Origin of the sequence: Methylobacterium sp. 174MFSha1.1 (assembly GCF_900116815.1) — a bacterium.
Classification (GTDB): domain Bacteria; phylum Pseudomonadota; class Alphaproteobacteria; order Rhizobiales; family Beijerinckiaceae; genus Methylobacterium.
The window spans coordinates 1-17,684 of the sequence record NZ_FPCB01000044.1; the positions used below are offsets into that span (position 1 = coordinate 1).

Below are 17,684 nucleotides of genomic sequence, written 5' to 3' on the forward strand. Positions count from 1 at the left end.
CAGGCTTGCCGGCCCAGACTGTCTCGAAGACGTTTCAGCGACCGGTCCGCGGGAGCGGCCGGCGCCGATGGGTGGTCGTATAGGCCCCGCATTTTTCCCCGTCAACTCCTTTGTGAAACTCTCGCGACAGGCCCCCTCCCCTTCCGGGCTCGCGACGGCCTCCCCGGGCGCCCAGACCGGGTCGGCCGGATACGCTCGGATACGGGGCAGATACAGCCAGAGGGGCAGCGCTTGACGGGCGTTCGCAACTTCCGGAAGAACGTCTCGACTCCGACGAACGAACCGTGCCGAATGCCAGGTCGCCTTGATCGCGAGAGGGCCGCCGTCCCCGTGGACCAACCCGTCTCCCCCGCCTGCTCCCCGCGGCCCACCGCTCCGACGGTCCTTCGAACCGTCGCCACGCTCGGGAAGACGGTGCGGGCGGAATCGAAGAACCAGAAGCCGGCGATCCTCTGGCTGACCGGCCTGTCCGGCGCCGGCAAGTCGACCGTGGCCAACAGGGTCGAGGAGATGTTGTGGCGGTGCGGTCATCACACCATGCTGCTCGACGGCGACAACCTGCGCGTCGGGCTCAACAAGGACCTGGCCTTCACCGATGCCGACCGCGTCGAGAACATCCGGCGGACCGCGGAGGTCGCCAAGCTGATGCTCGAGGCCGGGCTGATCGTGATCTGCTCGCTGATCTCGCCGTTCCGGCGCGAACGGATGCTGGCGCGCCAGCTGGTCGGCCCGGACGAGTTCCTCGAGGTCTTCGTCGACGCCCCTCTCGAGCTGTGCAAGCGCCGCGATCCGAAGGGCCTCTATGCCCGCGCGCTCGCCGGGCAGATCCCGAACTTCACCGGCATCTCCTCCCCCTACGAGGCCCCGGACTCACCCGAGATCCACCTGCGGACCGACGTGGACGACGTCGACGCGCTGGCCGGTCAGGTCCTGAACGCGCTGCAGCGCCGGGGCATCACGACCTGCGCCCCGTGACTGCCCGCACCGCATGAGGCGGATGCGCGCCGGACGGTGGTCCCGCCCGCAGCCCCACGCTATGTTGCAGTGCAGCATGACGTGGCGACGGAACGGAGCGAAGAGATGGTCGAGCTGATACCCGTGGCGGAGGCGGCCGGATTCACCGCAGGGTGCCTGGCCATCCACGCGGCCCGGCGCTGGGCCGAGACCCTGACGCCGATCCTCACCTACCTGGTCTTCGCCCTGGCCGTCTGCCTGCTGATCGTCGCCGGCATCCAGAACGCGTCCGATCCGGAGCAGCTCGTCGCGATGATGACGCAGGCGATGGCGACGTACTGACGATCAGGCCGGCGGCGAAGCCTCGCGCGAAGCCTCGGTCTCGGCCTCGCTCTTGGCCTCCTCGGCGCATTTGAGGCAGAGCTGGCGCTTGGCGAGCAGGGCGGCGACCGCGTTCGCGCCCTCGAAGCTGACGACGTGGCCGCATTCGAGCACGTTGAGCACGCGCTGATCGGGATCGTCGCGCTCGCCGGAGGGATAGCAGCGAATCGCCGTCACGCGGCGCATCGGGATCTCAGCCTGCATGGCGATGCCCTGGAACCTCGTCTCGGGGCGGCGGAAGGGCCGCGCCGCGCGGTCCCGGCTCCGTGCCGGGGTCGCGCCGGCCGCTCCATAGCACGGACGATGCCCCGGCGCATGGGGGGCTTGGGCCCGCGCCTCGTCCCGGTGCCATGTCCCGATGGTATGCCTGATGCATGAAAGCGGCCGGCCCGCGCGGCTCCCCGGCGGCAATACCCTGTACGGGGATCGACGCCGCCCCTAAACCGGGGCCGGGCCGACGCCACCTCGTGGCGCAACTGGTTCACGCATCAGGAGGAAACGTCGCGGTGAGGGATTTCTCGAAGCCCGGGCGCTCGCCCGTCTACGCCGCCAACGCCGCCGTCGCGACGTCGCACCCGCTCTCGACCCTCGCGGCGATCGAGGTCCTGCGCGCGGGCGGCAACGCGGTCGATGCCGGCATCGCCGCGGTGGCGGTGCAAGGCGTAGTCGATCCGCTGATGACCGGCATCGGCGGCGACTGCTTCGCCCTCTACGCGCCTAAGGGCGCATCCACGCCGATCGCGCTCAACGGCTCCGGCCGCAGCCCGGCGGCGGCGCACGATGCCTGGTTCCTCGAGCGCGGCATCACCCTGACCCCGACCTCGCCTCACGCCGTCACGGTGCCGGGGGCGGTCGCGGCCTGGGCGAAGCTCCTTCAGGATCACGGCACCCGCAGCCTTGCCGAGGTGCTGCAGCCGGCGATCCGCTACGCCGAGGATGGCTACCCGGTGCAACCGCGCGTCGCCCTCGACTGGTCGCGCAGCGTCGAGCGCGTCGCCGGCGATCCGGCCTCCGCCGCGGCCTACCTGATCGACGGGCGGGCGCCGGAGGTCGGCACGATCATGCGCCACCCGAAGCTCGCCGCCACATTGCGGCGGATCGCCGAACAAGGCCCGCGCGGCTTCTACGAGGGGCCGGTGGCCGAGGACATCGTGGCGCGCCTGCGCGACCTCGGCGGCCTGCACACGCTCGACGACTTCGCCTTCGCGGCACCCGAGATCGTCACGCCGGTCACCACCCGCTACCGCGGCTACGACGTCTACGAGTGCCCGCCGAGCGGCCAGGGCCTCGCGGTGCTCATGATGCTCAACGTGCTCACGCACCACGACGTCGCCGGCCTGTCCGAACTCGACCGGGTCCACCTCTTCGCCGAGGCCTGCAAGCAGGCCTACCATCACCGCGACGCGCTCTTCGCCGATCCGGTGCTGAACCGGGTGCCGGTGGAGCACCTGCTGTCGGAAGCCTGGCGGGCGAGCGCCCACGGGGCCATCGACATGGCGCGCGCGCGGGAGCCGGTGATCTGGCCCGAACTCGCCCACAAGGACACGGTCTATCTCAGCGTCGTCGACCGGGACGGCAACGCGCTGTCGCTGATCAACTCGATCTTCCAGGGCTTCGGCAGCGGCATCACCGCGCCGGAGAGCGGCGTGCTGCTGCACAACCGCGGCCTGTCCTTCCGCATCGATCCGGGCCACCCGAACACGATCGGGCCGAGGAAGCGGCCGATGCACACCATCATCCCGGGCATGCTGATGCGGGACGGCGCGGCGGTGGCACCCTTCGGCGTGATGGGCGGGCACTACCAGGCGATGGGCCATGTCGAGCTCCTGACCGGCATCCTCGACCGCGGCCTCGACGTGCAGGAGGCGCTCGATGCCCCGCGCAGCTTCGCCTATGGCGGCGGGATCGAGATGGAGCCGGGCTTTTCACCCGAGGTGGTCGCCGGCCTCGAGGCGCGGGGCCACCGCATCATCCCGGCCTCCGGCCCGATCGGCGGCGGCCAGATCATCTGGATCGACCGGGAGCGCGGGGTGCTCGCCTCGGGCTCCGACCCGCGCAAGGACGGCAGCGCGCTCGGCTATTGAGGTCCATCATGCCACTCGACATCGACGCCGCCGCGGCGGCACTCCTCGACGCCCGCCGCTCGGGCACCCGCCTCGACGCCCTTCCGGAGGGCGCCCGGCCGGGCAGCGAGGCGGAGGCCTACGCGGTGCAGGACGCGGTCGCCCGCGTTCTCGGCCCGGTCGCCGGGTGGAAGGTCGGTGCGCCGAGCGCCACCGCCACTCCGGCCCGCGCCGCGCTCCACGCCGAGACGATCTTCGAAACCGAGACGCTGCCGGCCTCGCTGTTCCACGTGATCGGGGCGGAGGCGGAGATCGCCTACCGCTTCGGCCGCGATCTGCCGCCGGAGGCCGGTCCCTACGACCGGGAGGCGGTGCTGGCGGCGGTCGCCACGATGCATCCGGCGATCGAGATCGCCGATACGCGCTTCTCGACCTTCGGCGCGGTCGACACCCCCAGCCAGCGCGCCGACCAGCAGAATCACGGCGTCCTGGTGCTCGGGCCCGGGCTCACGGAGTGGCGCGGCCTCGACCCGGTGACGCAAGCCGTCCGGCTCACCCTCGACGGCCGGGTCGTCCATGACAAGGTCGGCGGCAACTCGGCGGTCGATCCGGTGCGCCTGCTGGTCTGGCTCGCCAACGAGGGCGCGCGGTCGCTGGGCGGGATCAAGGCCGGCCAGGTCGTCACCACCGGCTCCTGCACCGGGACCGATTTCGTCACGGCGCCGACCCGGATGACCGCCGATTTTCCGGGACTGGGCAGCGTGACGCTGGCGATCGAGTAAGGTGGGGGCGACGCCTGCGGGCAGGCGTCGCCCCATTCACACCTGGAACTCCCGGTCCACCGGCACCTGCATGCCGGTGACGAGCGCGTTGGTCTGGTTCGCCATGCCGATCACCGCCAGGAGCTCGCCGTACTGCGCCTCCGTCATGCCCTTGGCCCGGGCCGCGGCGGTGTGGGAGTGGATGCAGTAGCTGCAGCCATTGGCGGTCGAGACGGCGATGTAGATCAGCTCCTTGGTCAGCGGATCGAGGGCGCCGCAGGCGGCCATCACCTGCTTCAGGTCGGCCCAGGTCCGCTCCAGCACAGCCGGCTGGTTGGCGAGCGCGCGCCAGAAATTGTTGATGAAGTCCGAGCGGCGCGCCGCCCGGATGTCGTCGAACACCGCCTTGACGCGGGGATCGGCATCCGCCTCCGCGTCGCTCCACAATCTCACGGTCGCCATGCTCGCTCCTCCGGTGGAGCCGCAGGATCCGTCAGGCGACGTCCGGCGTCGAGGGCGTCAGCGCCGCGCCGCCGCGTCGAAGCCGTCCGGGACCCGGCCCGAGGGGGTGGCGAGCGCGTAGGGGCCGCGGGCGAGGAAGCGGCCGGAGCCCGGTTCAGCCAGGACTTGACCGTCGCGCACCGCGATCTCGCCGCGCCGGATCGTCATCGTGGGCAGGCCCTTGAGGCGCATGCCCTCCCACGGCGTGTAGTCGATGGCGTGGTGCAGGTCGGCGTTGGTCAGGGTCTTCTCGGCGTCGGGGTTCCACAGCACCAGGTCGGCGTCGGCGCCGGGCGCCAGCGTGCCTTTCCGGCCGGCGAGGCCGAACAGGCGGGCCGCGTTGGTCGAGGTCAGGCGCACGAAGGTCGGCAGGTCGATGCGGCCGGCCGAGACGCCCTCGGAGAACAGCACCGGCAGGCGGGTCTCGATCCCCGGCACGCCGTTCGGGATCGCGTTGAAGGCCGGCATCCCGTCGGGCCGGGCCCCCGCCCCGCCCTGGCCGTAGCCGCTGCTGCCGGGATCGCGCTTGGCGGTGGCGAAGGAGAAGCCGCAATGGTCGGAGGAGACCACGTCGAGGGTGCCCTCGCGGATCCGGGCCCAGATCCTCTCCGATTCGCCGGGCGCCCGCAAAGCCGGCGAGCACACCACCTTGGCGCCCTCGAAATCCGGCTTCGCGAGGTCGTCGGTCGAGAGGGTCAGGTATTGTGGGCAGGTCTCGCCCCAGACCTTGACGCCGCGGGCGCGCGCCCGGGCGATTTCTTCGGCCGCCTCGTCGCAGGAGACGTGGAAGACCTGGATCGGCTGGTCGACGAGCTCCGCCAGCGCGATGGCCCGGTGCGTCGCCTCGCGCTCGACCACCGGCGGGCGGGCCCAGGCATGCTGGAGCGGGTCGGTGAGGCCGGCCGCGAGCAGCGCGCGGATGCGCCAGCCGATGGCGTCGTAGTTCTCGCAATGCACCGTCACGAAGGCGCCGAGGCGCCGCGCCGTCGCCAGCACCTCCAGGAACTGCCCGTCGGTGAGGCGCAAGGGATCGTAGGTGAGGAAGACCTTGAGGCTGCGGATGCCGCGGGCGACGAGGGCCGGCACCTCCCGCTCCAGCACGTCGGGCGTCGGGTCGGTGATGATCTGGTGGAAGCTGTAATCGGCGCGCGAGGCCCGGGCGCGGACCTCGTAATCCGTCGCCGTCGCGGCGATGGGGTGGCCCTTCCATTGCGGCACGAAGCAGATGAACGAGGTGGTGCCGCCGGCGAGCGCCGCGGCCGAGCCGCTGGCAAAGCTCTCCTCCTGCACGCCGCCGCCCTCGGAGGGCTCCTCGATGTGGCAATGCGGGTCGAGACCGCCCGGGGTGACGACCAAGCCCTTGGCGTCGATCTCCTCGTGCCCACGCCGCAGGTTCCGGCCGATGGCCGCGATCACCCCGTCGCGCACGCCGAGATCGCCCTCGAACACCTCGGCCGGGCCGGCAAGCGTCGCGCCGCGCACCACCAGGTCGTAGTCGAAATCGTGGCTCGACATCGCAGGCCCTCCCTCGTTGCCAGCGGTGTAGGAACCGGCCGGGAAGACTGTCAATTCGGGTGCCGGGATGAAGGCCCCGTGTGCCGGGGGTTTGCGCAGGGGGCCCACCATTCGGGCGGGGATCCCGGCCCCGTGCCCGCACCGGCGGCACATGACCTAACGACCGGTTTGACAAGCTTATCCAGCCGGCGGAGAACTACGGTACCGCTGAGGTGACCGGCCGCGCTCGCGCCGGGGGACGTCCCGCGATCGAGCGTGCGCACAAGGGCGCCCACGGTGCAGCGTGGAGGAATCCCAGATGACGATTCAGTTGGATAACCCGAGCCGGCGCGGCCTGATGCTCGGCGCGGCGGCGGCCGCGGTGACGGCCGGGCTGCCGGGCGCAGGCCAGGCCAAGGCGCCGATGCTGCGCAGCCAGAGCCCGTACTTCTACCGCTTCACCCTCGGCGACGCCGAGGCGACGATGGTCTCCGACGGCACCCTGCCGCTCGGCGACCCCCATGCCAACTTCCTCGGCCTCACCCCGGCCGAGATGGATGCGCAGCTCACCAACAACTTCCTGCCGCTCTCGAACGCGGTGCTGGAGCAGAACATCCTGATCCTCAACACCGGCAGCAAGCTGGTGCTGTTCGATACCGGCATGGGCTCGCTCAAGCTGTTCGGGCCGACCACCGGCAAGCTTCTGAGCACGATGCGCCAGGCCGGCATCGACCCGAAGGACATCGACGCCGTGGTGATGAGCCACGCCCATGTCGACCATTGCGGCGGCTGCGTCGGCGACGACGGCGTGCCGCACTTCCCCAACGCCCAGTTCTACATCTCCCAGGCCGATTTCGACTACTGGACCGACCCGGGCAAGGTGCCGGCCTCGTTCAGCGCCTTCCTCGACACGGCGCGCAAGAACCTGCTGCCGATCCGCGACCGGCTGGTCTTCGTCAAGGACGGCCAGGAATTCCTGCCCGGCATCCAGGCTCTGGCGGCGCCGGGCCACAGCATCGGCCACACGATGTTCATGATCACCTCGGGCAAGGACAGCCTCTGCTACCTCGGCGACCTGACGCACCATCCGGTGCTGCTGATGGAGAAGCCGCTGACCGAGTTCGCCTACGACACCGACCCGAAGCAATCGGCCCAGACCCGGCTCCGGATGCTGACGATGCTGGCGAAGAACCGGATCCCGGTGCTCGCCTACCACTTCGCCTGGCCGGGCATCGGCCACGTCGCGGAGAACGGCCAGGGCGGGTTCCGGTACTATCCGCAGGCGATGAAGATGGAGCTGTAGGGTCGAGATCGCCGACGTTGCAATCTCTCTGTCGTCATCCCGGGGCTCGCCGAAGGCGAGAACCCGGGATCCATAACCGCGACGGTGAAGAATCAGGCTGAACGCTGTCCGCCGCATCCTGCATCGTCAGCAGTTATGGATCCCGGGTTCCGCTGCGCGGCTCCGGGATGACGATGGAGGATGTCGTATGATCGGACACGCCCGAGAGGTTGGGCAACGCCCTCACCCCGCCTTCGGCCGCGGCCCGTAGGACTTGAACCGCTCCATCGCCTCCGCCACCTCGGCCTCGCTGAGGATGTGCGGCCGGCCGACCTGGAGCGCCACGGCGTATTGCCGACACAGGGTCTCGAGCTCGAGCGCGAGCCACAGGGCCTTGGCCAGGGTCGGGCCGGTGGTGATCATGCCGTGGTTGGCGAGCAGGCAGCAGGTGCGGTCCTGGAGCGCCTCCAGCGCCCGCTGCGACAGTTCCTCGGTGCCGAACAGGGCGTAGCCGCCGCAGCGCACGGTCGGACCGCCGGCGGCGGCGATCATGTAATGCGCCGCCGGGATGTCCTTGCGGCACATCGCGAAGGCGGTGCAGTAGGTCGGGTGGGCGTGGACGATCGCCCCGACATCGGGGCGGGCCCGGAGGATGTCGCGGTGGAAGCGCCACTCGGAGGAGGGCGACAGCGCGTGGTCGGTCCGGCCGTCCATCGTCATCGGCACGATGTCGTCGGGCGTCATCTCCTCGTAGGGCAGGCCCGACGGGGTGATGAGCAGGCCGTCGCCGAACCGCGCCGAGACGTTGCCGGAGGTGCCCTGGTTCAGGCCCTGCTCGGCCATGCTGTGGCAGGTCGCGACGATCGCCGCACGCAAGCTCGCCTCGGTCTCAGCCATTCTCCGCCTCCGTCGCGCTCCGCTCCTTCGCCATAGCGTCCTGCCGGCGCCCGAGCCAGAGGCCGTTGACGAGCCAGGCCAGCGAGAGCGGCACCGCCAGGACCGAGAGGGCGGTGGCGCTTAGCCCCAAGAACCCGACGAGACCGTAGGACCAGGCGCCGACCTGGTCGCCGAGGCGGTAGACCACCGTGTCGATGAAGGCCTTGGCCTTGTAGCGGTCCTCCCGCGGCAGCACGGTGAACAGCACCTCGCGCACCGGCCGGGCGATGGCGAAGTTGCCGGCCCGGCGCAGCACGCCGAACACCACCACGCTGGCGATGGTGGGCGCCACCGCGAGCAGCCCGAAGCCCAGCGCGCTGACGAGCGGCAGGATCGCCAGGGTGAGGCCGACGCCGAGCCGGCGCACGATCCGCCCGGTGAGGAAGAGCTGGATGCCGAGCGTCAGCACGTTCACCGCGAGGTCGACGGAGGCGAAGAACGCCGTCTGGGAGCCGCGATCGGGGAAGCTGCGCTTCGCGATGCCGGCCTGCTCGAAGTACAGGAAGGTCGAGGTGATCGAGAACAGGAGCAGGAACAGGCAGATGCCGAGCAGGTAGGGCGAGCCGAGCACCCGGCTGATGCCGGCGAACGGGCTGCCGCCGATCGCCTGCGCCGCCGCCCCCGGCTCGCGCGACAGCGCGTCCGAGATCCGGGCGAGACCCCGCATGCTGACGACGGCGAGTTCGAGCAGGGCCGCCGCCGCCAGGAGCAGGAAGGGAATCGGCACGTCGCGGGCCAGCACTGCCGTGAAGGCCGAGCCGGTGATGGCCCCGAGCGTCGCGCCGGCCGCGATGAAGCCGAACAGCCGCTTGCCCTGCTCGGTGTCGAACACGTCGACGATCGTGGCCCAGAAGATCGAGACCACGAACAGGTTGAAGATCGACAGCCAGACGAAGAACACCCGGCCGATCCACACCGTATCCTCCGGCCCGGCGCGGTAGAGCACGACCGCGAAGACCAGGATGTTGGCGGCGAAGAAGCGGTAGGTGATCGGGATGAAGCGGGCCCGCGGCAGCTTGCGCACCAGCCAGCCGAACGGCACGTTGAGCACCAGCATGCCCACGAGCGTGGCGGTGAACAGCCAGGGCAGGTTCTCGAGCCCGCCCGCCAGACCCATCTGGTCGCGGATCGGCCGCATCACGTAGTAGGACGAGAGCAGCGCGAAGATGTAGAGCCAGGCCCAGCCCAGCGCCGGCACCTCCTCCGGCCGCACGTCGGTGAGCCGGCGCAGCCAGGCCGGCACCTTGAGGCCGGCGCGCGCCGCCTCCGCGGACTTGTCCGGGAACTTGGCGGCGCCGGACTTGGCGGCGCCGGACTTGGCGGCGCCGGGCGACGCGCTCATTCGGCGACCCCGAAGGCCTTGCGGGCCTCAGGGCCGGTGGCATCGCGCTGGAAGCCGGGGCTGCCCATCTGGAATTTCGTCGCCGCGTCGAGGCCGCCGACCACCACCGGGTCGAAGCCGGCATCGCGCACCAGGGCCGCCGCGACGGCGAGCGCCTGTTGGTCGTCGCCGGCGATCGGCACCGCCATCTTTGCGCCGCTGCGATGGGCGTTCTGGGCGAAGAGGCGGTAATTCGCGGCGTTGAAGGCCCGCACCAGCCGCGCGCCGGGCAGGTACTTCGCCGAGGTGGCGCCGATGCCGGCGCTCTCGGCCTCGGCCGCCAGCTCCCCGTCCCGCGCCTTGGTGGCGTTGCCGGCGTCGAGCACGACCTTGCCCTTCAGGAGGCCGGCATAGGTTTTCCCGAGCTCCGGATAGGCCTTGTACGGCACCGCGATCAGCACCGCCTCGCCGAAGGCCAGCGCCTGCTCGACGGTGCCGGCCTTGGCGAGCGGTCCCAGTGTCTCCACCAGCGGCTTCAGGTCCTCCGGGTGGCGCGAGGCGAACATCACCGGGTGGCCGGCCTTGACCCACAGGCCCCCGATGGTGCCGCCGATGTTCCCGCCGCCGATCACCGCGATGGGACTCTTGGCATCCTGCCCGAAGGCGGGGCCGGCGGCGAGCGCCAGGGCGACGGCGCTTGCGCGCAGGAGCGTACGGCGATCACAGGCCATCGATGAACTCCTCCATCTTGCGGCGGGCGGCGGCGTCCGGCAGGCGGCCGCGGGCGGCGCCGAGATTGTCCTCGGCGTAGCGGACCTGCGCCGTGCCGGGCACCGGGCAGGTCACCGCCTCGTGCGACAGGACGTATTTGAGAAAGAATTGCGGCCAGCTCCGGCAGTCGAACTCCGCCGCGAAAGGCGGCAGCTCGCGGCCGCGCACCAGGTTGAACAACCGCTCGCGGCCGAACGGCACGTTGACCATCACGGCGATGCCGCGATCACGCGCGAGCGGCAGGATGCGCTCGGCGGCCTGGCGGGCATCGACGGCGTAATTGACCTGGATCACGTCGAGCTTTTCCGCCTTCATCAGGGCTTCGAGATCGCCGTACTGCTTCTCGGCCCAGGTCGTGGCGCCGAGATAGCGGATGCGCTTCTTCTCTTTCAGCTCCCGCAGGAGCGGCAGCTGCGCCGCCGGGTCGATCAGGTTGTGGACCGCGATCAGGTCGATCCGGTCGGTGCCGAGGCGGCGGAACGACTGCTCGACCTGCGCATGGCCCGCCTCGCGCCCGCGCGCCGCGACTTTGCTGCACAGGAAGACCTTTTCGCGGAGACCGGTGTCCTTCAGGATCCGGCCCAGCACCTCCTCGGCCCGGCCGTAATCCGGCGCGGTGTCGATCACCGTGCCGCCCGCGCCCACGAAGGTCGCCACCGTCTCGCGCAACGGCGCCAGCGCCTCCGAATCCGGCGCCACGTCGTAGCGCCGCGAGGTGCCGATGCCGATCGCCGGCACCGTCTCGCCGGTCGAGGGGATCGGGCGGCGGATGAGCCCGTCGCCTTGTGCCAGAAGGCGGCCCGGGAGCAGGCCCGAAGCCAGGGTACCGGCCAGCACGGCGCGGCGGTGGAGCATCATGCGGGTCTCTCTTCGGCTCTCTGTGCGTCGCTGGCCGACAAGGTTAGGGCGCAGCAGGGCGCCTGCCACGCCGCGCCCGCACACAAGCGCTTGAGGGAAGGCGGCCGGATCGAGTCTCAGCCCATGCCCGACGCGCGAGATCCTTTCACTCCCACCCGCGACCTCGTCCTGATGTGCGAACGAAGGGAGCCTCGAAGGAGGCCTCCAGCAGTCTAGGCGATCCCTGGAGCCCTCCTTCGACGCCCCCGCTGATCGCACCTCGGGATGAGGTCGTGGGTGGAACGAAAATATCCGCAGCAATATCTTTGTAAATCGAAAAAAATGATTTTTGCCGCGGATTTGCGGGCATTTAATACAGACAAAGATCTGTTCAATGCGCTGAATGATACGAAAATCCTCCGGGCTGCACCCGTAGCCGCACAATGGAGCCCGGACCGATACAGAGGGATGTCGAGAATATCTAACCGATCAGGCGCTCACGTCTGCCCCGGCCGCAGCTGGTAGAAAATGTGGCGGCCGATCACGTCCATCTTGCGCAGGCGGCGCGACCAGCGCGGCTTGACGTAGTCGGCGTGGTAATGCGTCGCCCCGCCGACATCGGCGAGGTAGGTGCGGCCCTCGACCACCGACTGGGCGACGCGGGTCGCGGTCTGCCAGGAGGCGTCGTCGGTGATGCGCAGCGACTTGCCCTCGCAGGCGAAGGAGAACTGGCAGCCCATGTAGCGGTGGCGGTTCTGGTAGACCACGCCGCAGATACTGGCCGGATACAGGCCGCTCTTGGCGCGGTTGAGCACCACCTGGGCCACCGCGGCCTGACCCTGCTCGGGCTCGCCGCGGGCCTCGAAATAGACGGCTTCCGCCAGGCAGCGTTGCTCCTTCTCGGCGGTCTCCGGGGTGATCAGGTCGGCGTAGCGGCGCTTGGCATCCTCGCTCGGCAGGGCCTCCGGGGCGATGCGGGCGGCGGTCGTGACGGCGGCGCGCACGTCGCGGTCGAGGCGGGGCGAGATCTGGCCGCCGGCGGCGATCTCGACCGGCGTGGCGTCGGCGGGGGCCGGCGTCGTCGAGGACAGGGCGACGGCGCGGGGCACCGCCGGGGTGCTGCCGCCCTGGCTCCCGCGCTCGCGGGCCTCGCGGGCCGCGTCGACGGTCTGCCCGCCGGCGGCCGCGCCGCGGGTCGGCGCCGAGGCGCCGGCCGCCGGCGAGCTGGCGCCCGCCTCGCCGCCATCGGCCTCCGGGAACGGCACGAAGCCCTCCTGCGGCTCGAGTTCCGGGTTCCAGGTCGAGGAACCCGGGGTGAAGGTCGAGGCGACGCTCGGGCCGCTGCTGCCGAGCCAGCCGGTATTCAGGGGGACGGCGCGGCCGGCACCGCCGACCCGGGCCGGCACCAGGGCGTCGCCCTTGTGGGTACGCTCGGCTTCCGGCCGGGTGCGGGCATCGACCTTCAGGTCCGGGCGCAGCGGCTCGGCATCAAGGGCGAGGCGCAAGGGCCCCGTCAGGCTCAGTTGCGACAGGGACACTTGCGTGATCAGCCCGCGCTCCGGCAGCGGCGGCGTCATGCGTGGCACGAGGCGCGCCGCCGCGCTCGATCCGAGCGAGGATTCGTAGCCGGCCGAGGCGGTGAAGGAGACCAGGACGCCGAGGCCGACGGCCCAGGGCGCGACGGCCGCGGCGAGCCAGCGCATCCCCTTCGTCCGCCGAGCCTGCCGTTGGCGCAGCTCGCGCTTGCGCAAGTACCGCCTGCCCACAGCCCCGACCTCACTCTCGCACGAGCCCACCCGGCCCGCGCGGGACCGAAAACCTGAGCGTGAGTGTCGCGAGGTATGGTTGAGCGTTGGTTAAACCGGCGCGGGCGCGCGCAACCGCCTGGCGAGATCGGCGGCGCGCGGGGCGTAGATCACCGGAAGCTCGGCCCGCACGCCCCGCACCGCCACGGTCTCGACCCGCAATCCGTCGAGGGCGATGCCGGCGCGCTGCGCGGCTTCCGCCGAGGCGACGAGTTGCACGTCGGCGGCCTTGGCAAGGGATTCGAGCCGGCTCGCCAGGTTCACCGCCGGGCCGATCACCGACATGCCCCGGCTCGCGCCGTAGCCGAGGCGGCCGAGCACCAGGGGGCCGGCATGCAGGCCCATCGCCATCCGGAGCGCCGCCGGCAGCTCGGCGGCGAGCCGCCGGTTGAGCTCGGCCACCGCGCCGTCGATGCGGCCGGCGGCCGTGAAGGCGGCGCGGCAGGCGGGGCCGGTCCCGTCCGGATGGGTGAACAGGGCGAGCAGGCCGTCGCCGGCATAGCCGCCGATCCAGCCCCCCGCCGCCTCGATCTCGCGGCCCGCCGCCTCGAAGAAGTGGTTGAGGATGAACACCACGTCGAAGGGCAGCTTGCGCTCCGAGAGCGGCGTGAAGCCGCGGATGTCGACGAACAGGATCGCCACCTCGCGTTCAATCCCGGCGACGTCCGTATTGGTCAGGTGCTGGTCCGCGCTCTCGCGGCGCGCGTCGAGGATGCGCACCAGCGCCACGTCGCCGGAAGGCCGCGCCTGGCAGGCGAGACGCACGTTGGCGGGCGCGCCGATCGCCCGCAGCGACGCGGCCTCCTGGGGGCTCGGCGCGGACAGGTTCGCCTCGCCCCCGACCACCAGCACCCGGCAGGTCGAGCAGCGCCCGCGCCCGCCGCAGACCGAGACGTGCGGCACCCGGTTCGCCCGGCTGATCTCGAGGAGCGTCGGCCCCTCCAGGCTCTTCACCGTGGGTCCGCCGACATACGCGACGCTGAAGCGCCGGGCCCGCAGGCTCGCGGCCGCCCGGATCAGCACCACCCCGAGGGCCAGCGCCACCGCGGCGTAGATCGCCCCGGTGACGGTGTCGCCCCAGGCGGAGATCGCGGGATCGACCTGCGGCACCGGCCAGCGGGCATCGAGGTCGGGCGCGTCGAAGCGGCGGGCCAGCACCCGGTCCCGCTCCATGATGCGCCCCTGCGTGACGATGCCGGCGAGCGCCGCGGCCGGCAGGCCGAAGGCCGGCACGGCCAGCAGCGGCGCCATCCGCCGGTAGAGCGGCGACAGGCGCAGCCAGGCATGCAGGCCGAGGCAGCCGTGCAGCCAGACCACCAGCAGCAGGGCGGTCTGGTAGCCCATGCCGTCGGGCCAGATGCGGGTGATCACGTAGGCGTAGGTCGTCCGCGTGCCGTCCACCAGGTTGGCGACCCGGGTCCCCAGGACGTGCGGCACCAGCAGGAACGGGATCGCGAAGCCGAGGATCGTCTGCGCCGCCTCCCAGGGCGGCATCCGGAGCGTCCGGCGCTCGGCGAGCTTGACGAGCGAGAAGGCGACGTGGGCCAGCAGCGAGAGGCCGAGGACCAGGCTGCCGGGGATCGAGCGCGTGACCGCGACCCGCCAGCGGGCGACGTCCATCATCGTGTCGAGGCCGACGAGGCCGAGCGCGTGGTTGGCGAAATGGGTGCCCGCGAAGGCGAACAGGACCAGCCCCGAGACCAGCCTCAGGCGCTGCGCGAGCGAGCCGCGCCACAGGCGGGCGCCGGCCCCAGGATCGGGACGGCCGGCGGGAGGCGGCTCGCGCATGGGGTCCTCTCGCAGGGCGGCAGGCCGTCCGGGAGGACGGCCTGCCGCTCGTGTCGACTCACGCCTCGCCGCGGCCCTTCACCTTGAGCGCCGCCTGCGCCGCCGCGAGCCGGGCGATCGGCACGCGGAACGGCGAGCAGGAGACGTAGTCGAGGCCGGTATCCTGGCAGAAGGCGATCGAGGCCGGGTCGCCGCCGTGCTCGCCGCAGATGCCGAGCTTCAGCTTGTCCCGCACCGCCCGGCCGCGCTCGGCGGCGAGCCGCACCAGCTCGCCGACGCCCTCCTGATCGATCGACACGAAGGGGTCGGAGGCCAGGATGCCGCGCTGCGTGTAGGGCCCGAGGAACCGGCCGGCATCGTCGCGGCTGATGCCGAGCGTCGTCTGGGTCAGGTCGTTGGTGCCGAAGGAGAAGAACTCCGCCGTCTGGGCGATGTCGCCGGCCCGCAGAGCGGCGCGGGGCAGCTCGATCATCGTGCCGACCTGGTACTCGACCTCGCTGCCGGTCTCGGAGGCCACGGCCTTCGCCATGGCGTCGATGCGGGCCTTCACGAGATCGAACTCGGTGCGGGTGAAGACCAGCGGCACCATCACCTCGGCGATGATCGGCGTGCCGGTCTGCTTGCCCGCCTCGACGGCGGCCTCGAAGATCGCGCGGGCCTGCATCTCGGCGATCTCGGGGTAGAGGATCGCGAGCCGGCAGCCGCGGAAGCCGAGCATCGGGTTGAACTCGTGCAGCTCGTTCATCCGGCGCCGCACCTTGTCCTCCTGGACGCCGGTGGCGGCGGCGACCTCGCCGATCTCCTTGTCGGAGTGGGGCAGGAACTCGTGCAGCGGCGGATCGAGCAGCCGGATCGTCACCGGCAGGCCCGACATGATGGTGAACAGCTCGACGAAGTCCTGGCGCTGGTACGGCAGGAGCTTGGCGAGCGCGGCGCGCCGGCCTTCCGCGTCGTCGGCCAGGATCATCTCGCGCATCGCCACGATGCGCTCCTCCTGGAAGAACATGTGCTCGGTGCGGCACAGGCCGATCCCTTCCGCGCCGTACTTGCGGGCGGTGCGGGCGTCGAGCGGGGTCTCGGCGTTGGTGCGGACCTTCATGGTGCGCACCGCGTCCGCCCATTCCATCAGCGCCGCGAAGTCGCCGGACAATTCGGGCTCGATCATCTCGACCGACCCCTGCATCACCTGGCCGTTCGAGCCGTCGATGGTGATGCGGTCGCCGGCCTTCAGCGTCACGCCGCCGACCGACAGGGTGCGGGCGGCATAGTCGACCCGGATCTGGCCGGCGCCCGACACGCAGGGCTTGCCCATGCCGCGGGCGACCACCGCCGCGTGCGAGGTCATGCCGCCGCGGGTGGTCAGGATGCCTTCCGCGGCGTGCATGCCGTGGATGTCCTCCGGCGAGGTCTCGATGCGGACCAGGATGACCTTGCGCTCGGCCTTCTTCGCCGCCTCGGCCTCCTCGGAGTTGAACACGATCTCGCCGGACGCGGCGCCCGGCGAGGCCGGCAGGCCGGTGGCGATGACCTTGCGCTCGGCCTTCGGGTCGATGGTCGGGTGGAGCAATTGATCGAGGGAGGCGGGCTCGACGCGGCCGACCGCCTCCTCGTGGGTGATCAGGCCTTCCGCGGCGAGCTCGACGGCGATGCGAAGCGCAGCCTTCGCCGTGCGCTTGCCGTTGCGGGTCTGCAGCATCCAGAGCTTCCCGGTCTCGACCGTGAATTCCAGGTCCTGCATGTCGCGGTAATGGTGCTCGAGCATGCCGTAGATGCGGACGAGCTCGGCATAGGCCTCCGGCATCGCCCGCTCCATCGAGGGCTTGTCGGAGCCGGATTCCTTGCGCGCGGCCTCGGTGATGTCCTGCGGCGTGCGGATGCCTGCCACCACGTCCTCGCCCTGCGCGTTGATCAGGAACTCGCCGTAGAGCGCCTTCTCGCCGGTGGAGGGGTTGCGGGTGAAGGCGACACCGGTGGCCGAGGTCTCGCCCATGTTGCCGAAGACCATGGCCTGGACGTTGACCGCGGTGCCCCAGCTCGCCGGAATGCTGTGCAGCTCGCGGTACTTGTTGGCGCGCGGATTCATCCACGAGCCGAACACCGCACCGATCGCGCCCCAGAGCTGGGCCTGCGGATCCTGCGGAAAGTCCTGGCCGAGCTCGCGCTTCACCAGCGCCTTGTACTCGCCGATCAGGTGCTTCCAGTCGGCGGCGCCGAGCTCGGTGTCGAGGGTGAGGCCCTTCTCGTCCTTGTAGCGCTCCAGCACCTCCTCGAAGGAGTGGTGCTCCACGCCGAGCACCACGTTCGAGTACATGGTGATGAAGCGGCGGTAGCTGTCATAGGCGAAGCGCTCGTCGCCGGCGCCGCGGGCCAGCGCCTCGACCGTGGTGTCGTTGAGGCCGAGATTGAGCACCGTGTCCATCATGCCGGGCATCGAGGCCCGGGCGCCGGAGCGCACCGACACGAGGAGCGGCGACTCGGCATCGCCGAAGCGGCGACCGGTCAGGGACCCCACCGCCTCGAGCGCCGCGGCGACCTGGCCCTCGAGCTCCGGCGGGTATTGCCGGCCGTGGTCGTAGTAATAGGTGCAGACCTCGGTCGTGATGGTGAAGCCGGGCGGCACCGGGAGCCCGAGATTCGACATCTCGGCGAGGTTCGCGCCCTTGCCCCCGAGCAGGTCGCGCATCGCCGACTTCCCCTCGGCCTTGCCGTCGCCGAAGGTGTAGACCCACTTCGCCATGTCACTTCCGGCCATGTCACTCGTCCGTTCGTAGCGGCTGCCGCCTGACGTCC

14 protein-coding genes and 1 pseudogene are annotated in these 17,684 nt (G+C 71.1%); 5 read left to right on the plus strand and 10 right to left on the minus strand.

Annotated elements, in window-relative coordinates:
• Window positions 1-402 precede the first annotated feature (402 nt).
• Window positions 403-975, plus strand: a pseudogene (cysC, locus tag BM430_RS28625) (adenylyl-sulfate kinase); the annotation flags it as partial.
• 105 nt (window positions 976-1,080) lie between these two features.
• On the plus strand, window positions 1,081-1,296 hold the full coding sequence (locus tag BM430_RS28630; RefSeq protein ID WP_093570635.1) for a hypothetical protein: 216 nt from the start codon (window positions 1,081-1,083) through the stop codon (window positions 1,294-1,296).
• Between the two features lie 3 nt (window positions 1,297-1,299).
• Here BM430_RS28630 and BM430_RS28635 read toward each other — a convergent pair whose 3' ends face one another.
• Complete coding sequence (locus BM430_RS28635) at window positions 1,300-1,539, minus strand: hypothetical protein (RefSeq protein WP_093570636.1); 240 nt, start codon at window positions 1,537-1,539, stop codon at window positions 1,300-1,302.
• 302 nt (window positions 1,540-1,841) lie between these two features.
• On the opposite strand from BM430_RS28635, the gene BM430_RS28640 reads away from it, so the two are divergent.
• Window positions 1,842-3,419, plus strand: coding sequence for a gamma-glutamyltransferase family protein (locus tag BM430_RS28640; RefSeq protein WP_093570637.1), 1,578 nt, complete (start codon window positions 1,842-1,844; stop codon window positions 3,417-3,419).
• Window positions 3,420-3,427: 8 nt separating this feature from the next.
• Complete coding sequence (locus tag BM430_RS28645; RefSeq protein WP_093570638.1) at window positions 3,428-4,180, plus strand: 2-keto-4-pentenoate hydratase; 753 nt, start codon at window positions 3,428-3,430, stop codon at window positions 4,178-4,180.
• Between the two features lie 36 nt (window positions 4,181-4,216).
• On the opposite strand, the gene BM430_RS28650 is transcribed toward BM430_RS28645, so the two are convergent.
• Window positions 4,217-4,621 carry a carboxymuconolactone decarboxylase family protein gene (locus BM430_RS28650; protein ID WP_093570639.1) on the minus strand — a complete coding sequence of 135 codons (405 nt, stop codon included), beginning with the start codon at window positions 4,619-4,621 and terminating at the stop codon, window positions 4,217-4,219.
• Window positions 4,622-4,678: 57 nt separating this feature from the next.
• A complete protein-coding gene (gene hydA, locus BM430_RS28655) occupies window positions 4,679-6,175 on the minus strand; it encodes a dihydropyrimidinase (protein ID WP_093570640.1) in 1,497 nt (498 codons plus the stop codon).
• 298 nt (window positions 6,176-6,473) lie between these two features.
• On the opposite strand from hydA, the gene BM430_RS28660 reads away from it, so the two are divergent.
• A complete protein-coding gene (locus tag BM430_RS28660) occupies window positions 6,474-7,457 on the plus strand; it encodes an MBL fold metallo-hydrolase (protein ID WP_093570641.1) in 984 nt (327 codons plus the stop codon).
• A gap of 222 nt (window positions 7,458-7,679) precedes the next feature.
• Here BM430_RS28660 and BM430_RS28665 read toward each other — a convergent pair whose 3' ends face one another.
• The 7 genes from BM430_RS28665 to ppdK form a co-directional block, all read right to left on the minus strand.
• Window positions 7,680-8,333, minus strand: a complete 654-nt coding sequence (locus BM430_RS28665; protein ID WP_093570642.1) for a class II aldolase/adducin family protein — start codon at window positions 8,331-8,333, stop codon at window positions 7,680-7,682.
• The gene (locus BM430_RS28670; protein ID WP_093570643.1) at window positions 8,326-9,714 is read right to left on the minus strand and encodes an NTP/NDP exchange transporter; all 1,389 of its coding nucleotides are present in this window, start codon (window positions 9,712-9,714) and stop codon (window positions 8,326-8,328) included. Before BM430_RS28670 ends, BM430_RS28665 begins: the two co-directional genes overlap by 8 nt.
• On the minus strand, window positions 9,711-10,424 hold the full coding sequence (locus tag BM430_RS28675; RefSeq protein ID WP_093570644.1) for an NADPH-dependent F420 reductase: 714 nt from the start codon (window positions 10,422-10,424) through the stop codon (window positions 9,711-9,713). The genes BM430_RS28670 and BM430_RS28675 overlap by 4 nt, the downstream gene beginning before the upstream one ends.
• Window positions 10,414-11,322: an aldo/keto reductase gene (locus BM430_RS28680; RefSeq protein ID WP_093570645.1), complete on the minus strand. Its 909-nt coding sequence runs from the start codon at window positions 11,320-11,322 to the stop codon at window positions 10,414-10,416. Before BM430_RS28680 ends, BM430_RS28675 begins: the two co-directional genes overlap by 11 nt.
• 476 nt (window positions 11,323-11,798) lie before the next feature.
• The gene (locus BM430_RS28685) at window positions 11,799-13,004 is read right to left on the minus strand and encodes a cell wall hydrolase (protein WP_093570646.1); all 1,206 of its coding nucleotides are present in this window, start codon (window positions 13,002-13,004) and stop codon (window positions 11,799-11,801) included.
• A 153-nt stretch (window positions 13,005-13,157) separates the two neighbouring features.
• Window positions 13,158-14,894, minus strand: coding sequence for an adenylate/guanylate cyclase domain-containing protein (locus BM430_RS28690; RefSeq protein ID WP_093570647.1), 1,737 nt, complete (start codon window positions 14,892-14,894; stop codon window positions 13,158-13,160).
• Between the two features lie 58 nt (window positions 14,895-14,952).
• A complete protein-coding gene (ppdK, locus tag BM430_RS28695) occupies window positions 14,953-17,631 on the minus strand; it encodes a pyruvate, phosphate dikinase (protein ID WP_093570648.1) in 2,679 nt (892 codons plus the stop codon).
• Between the last annotated feature and the right edge of the window lie 53 nt (window positions 17,632-17,684).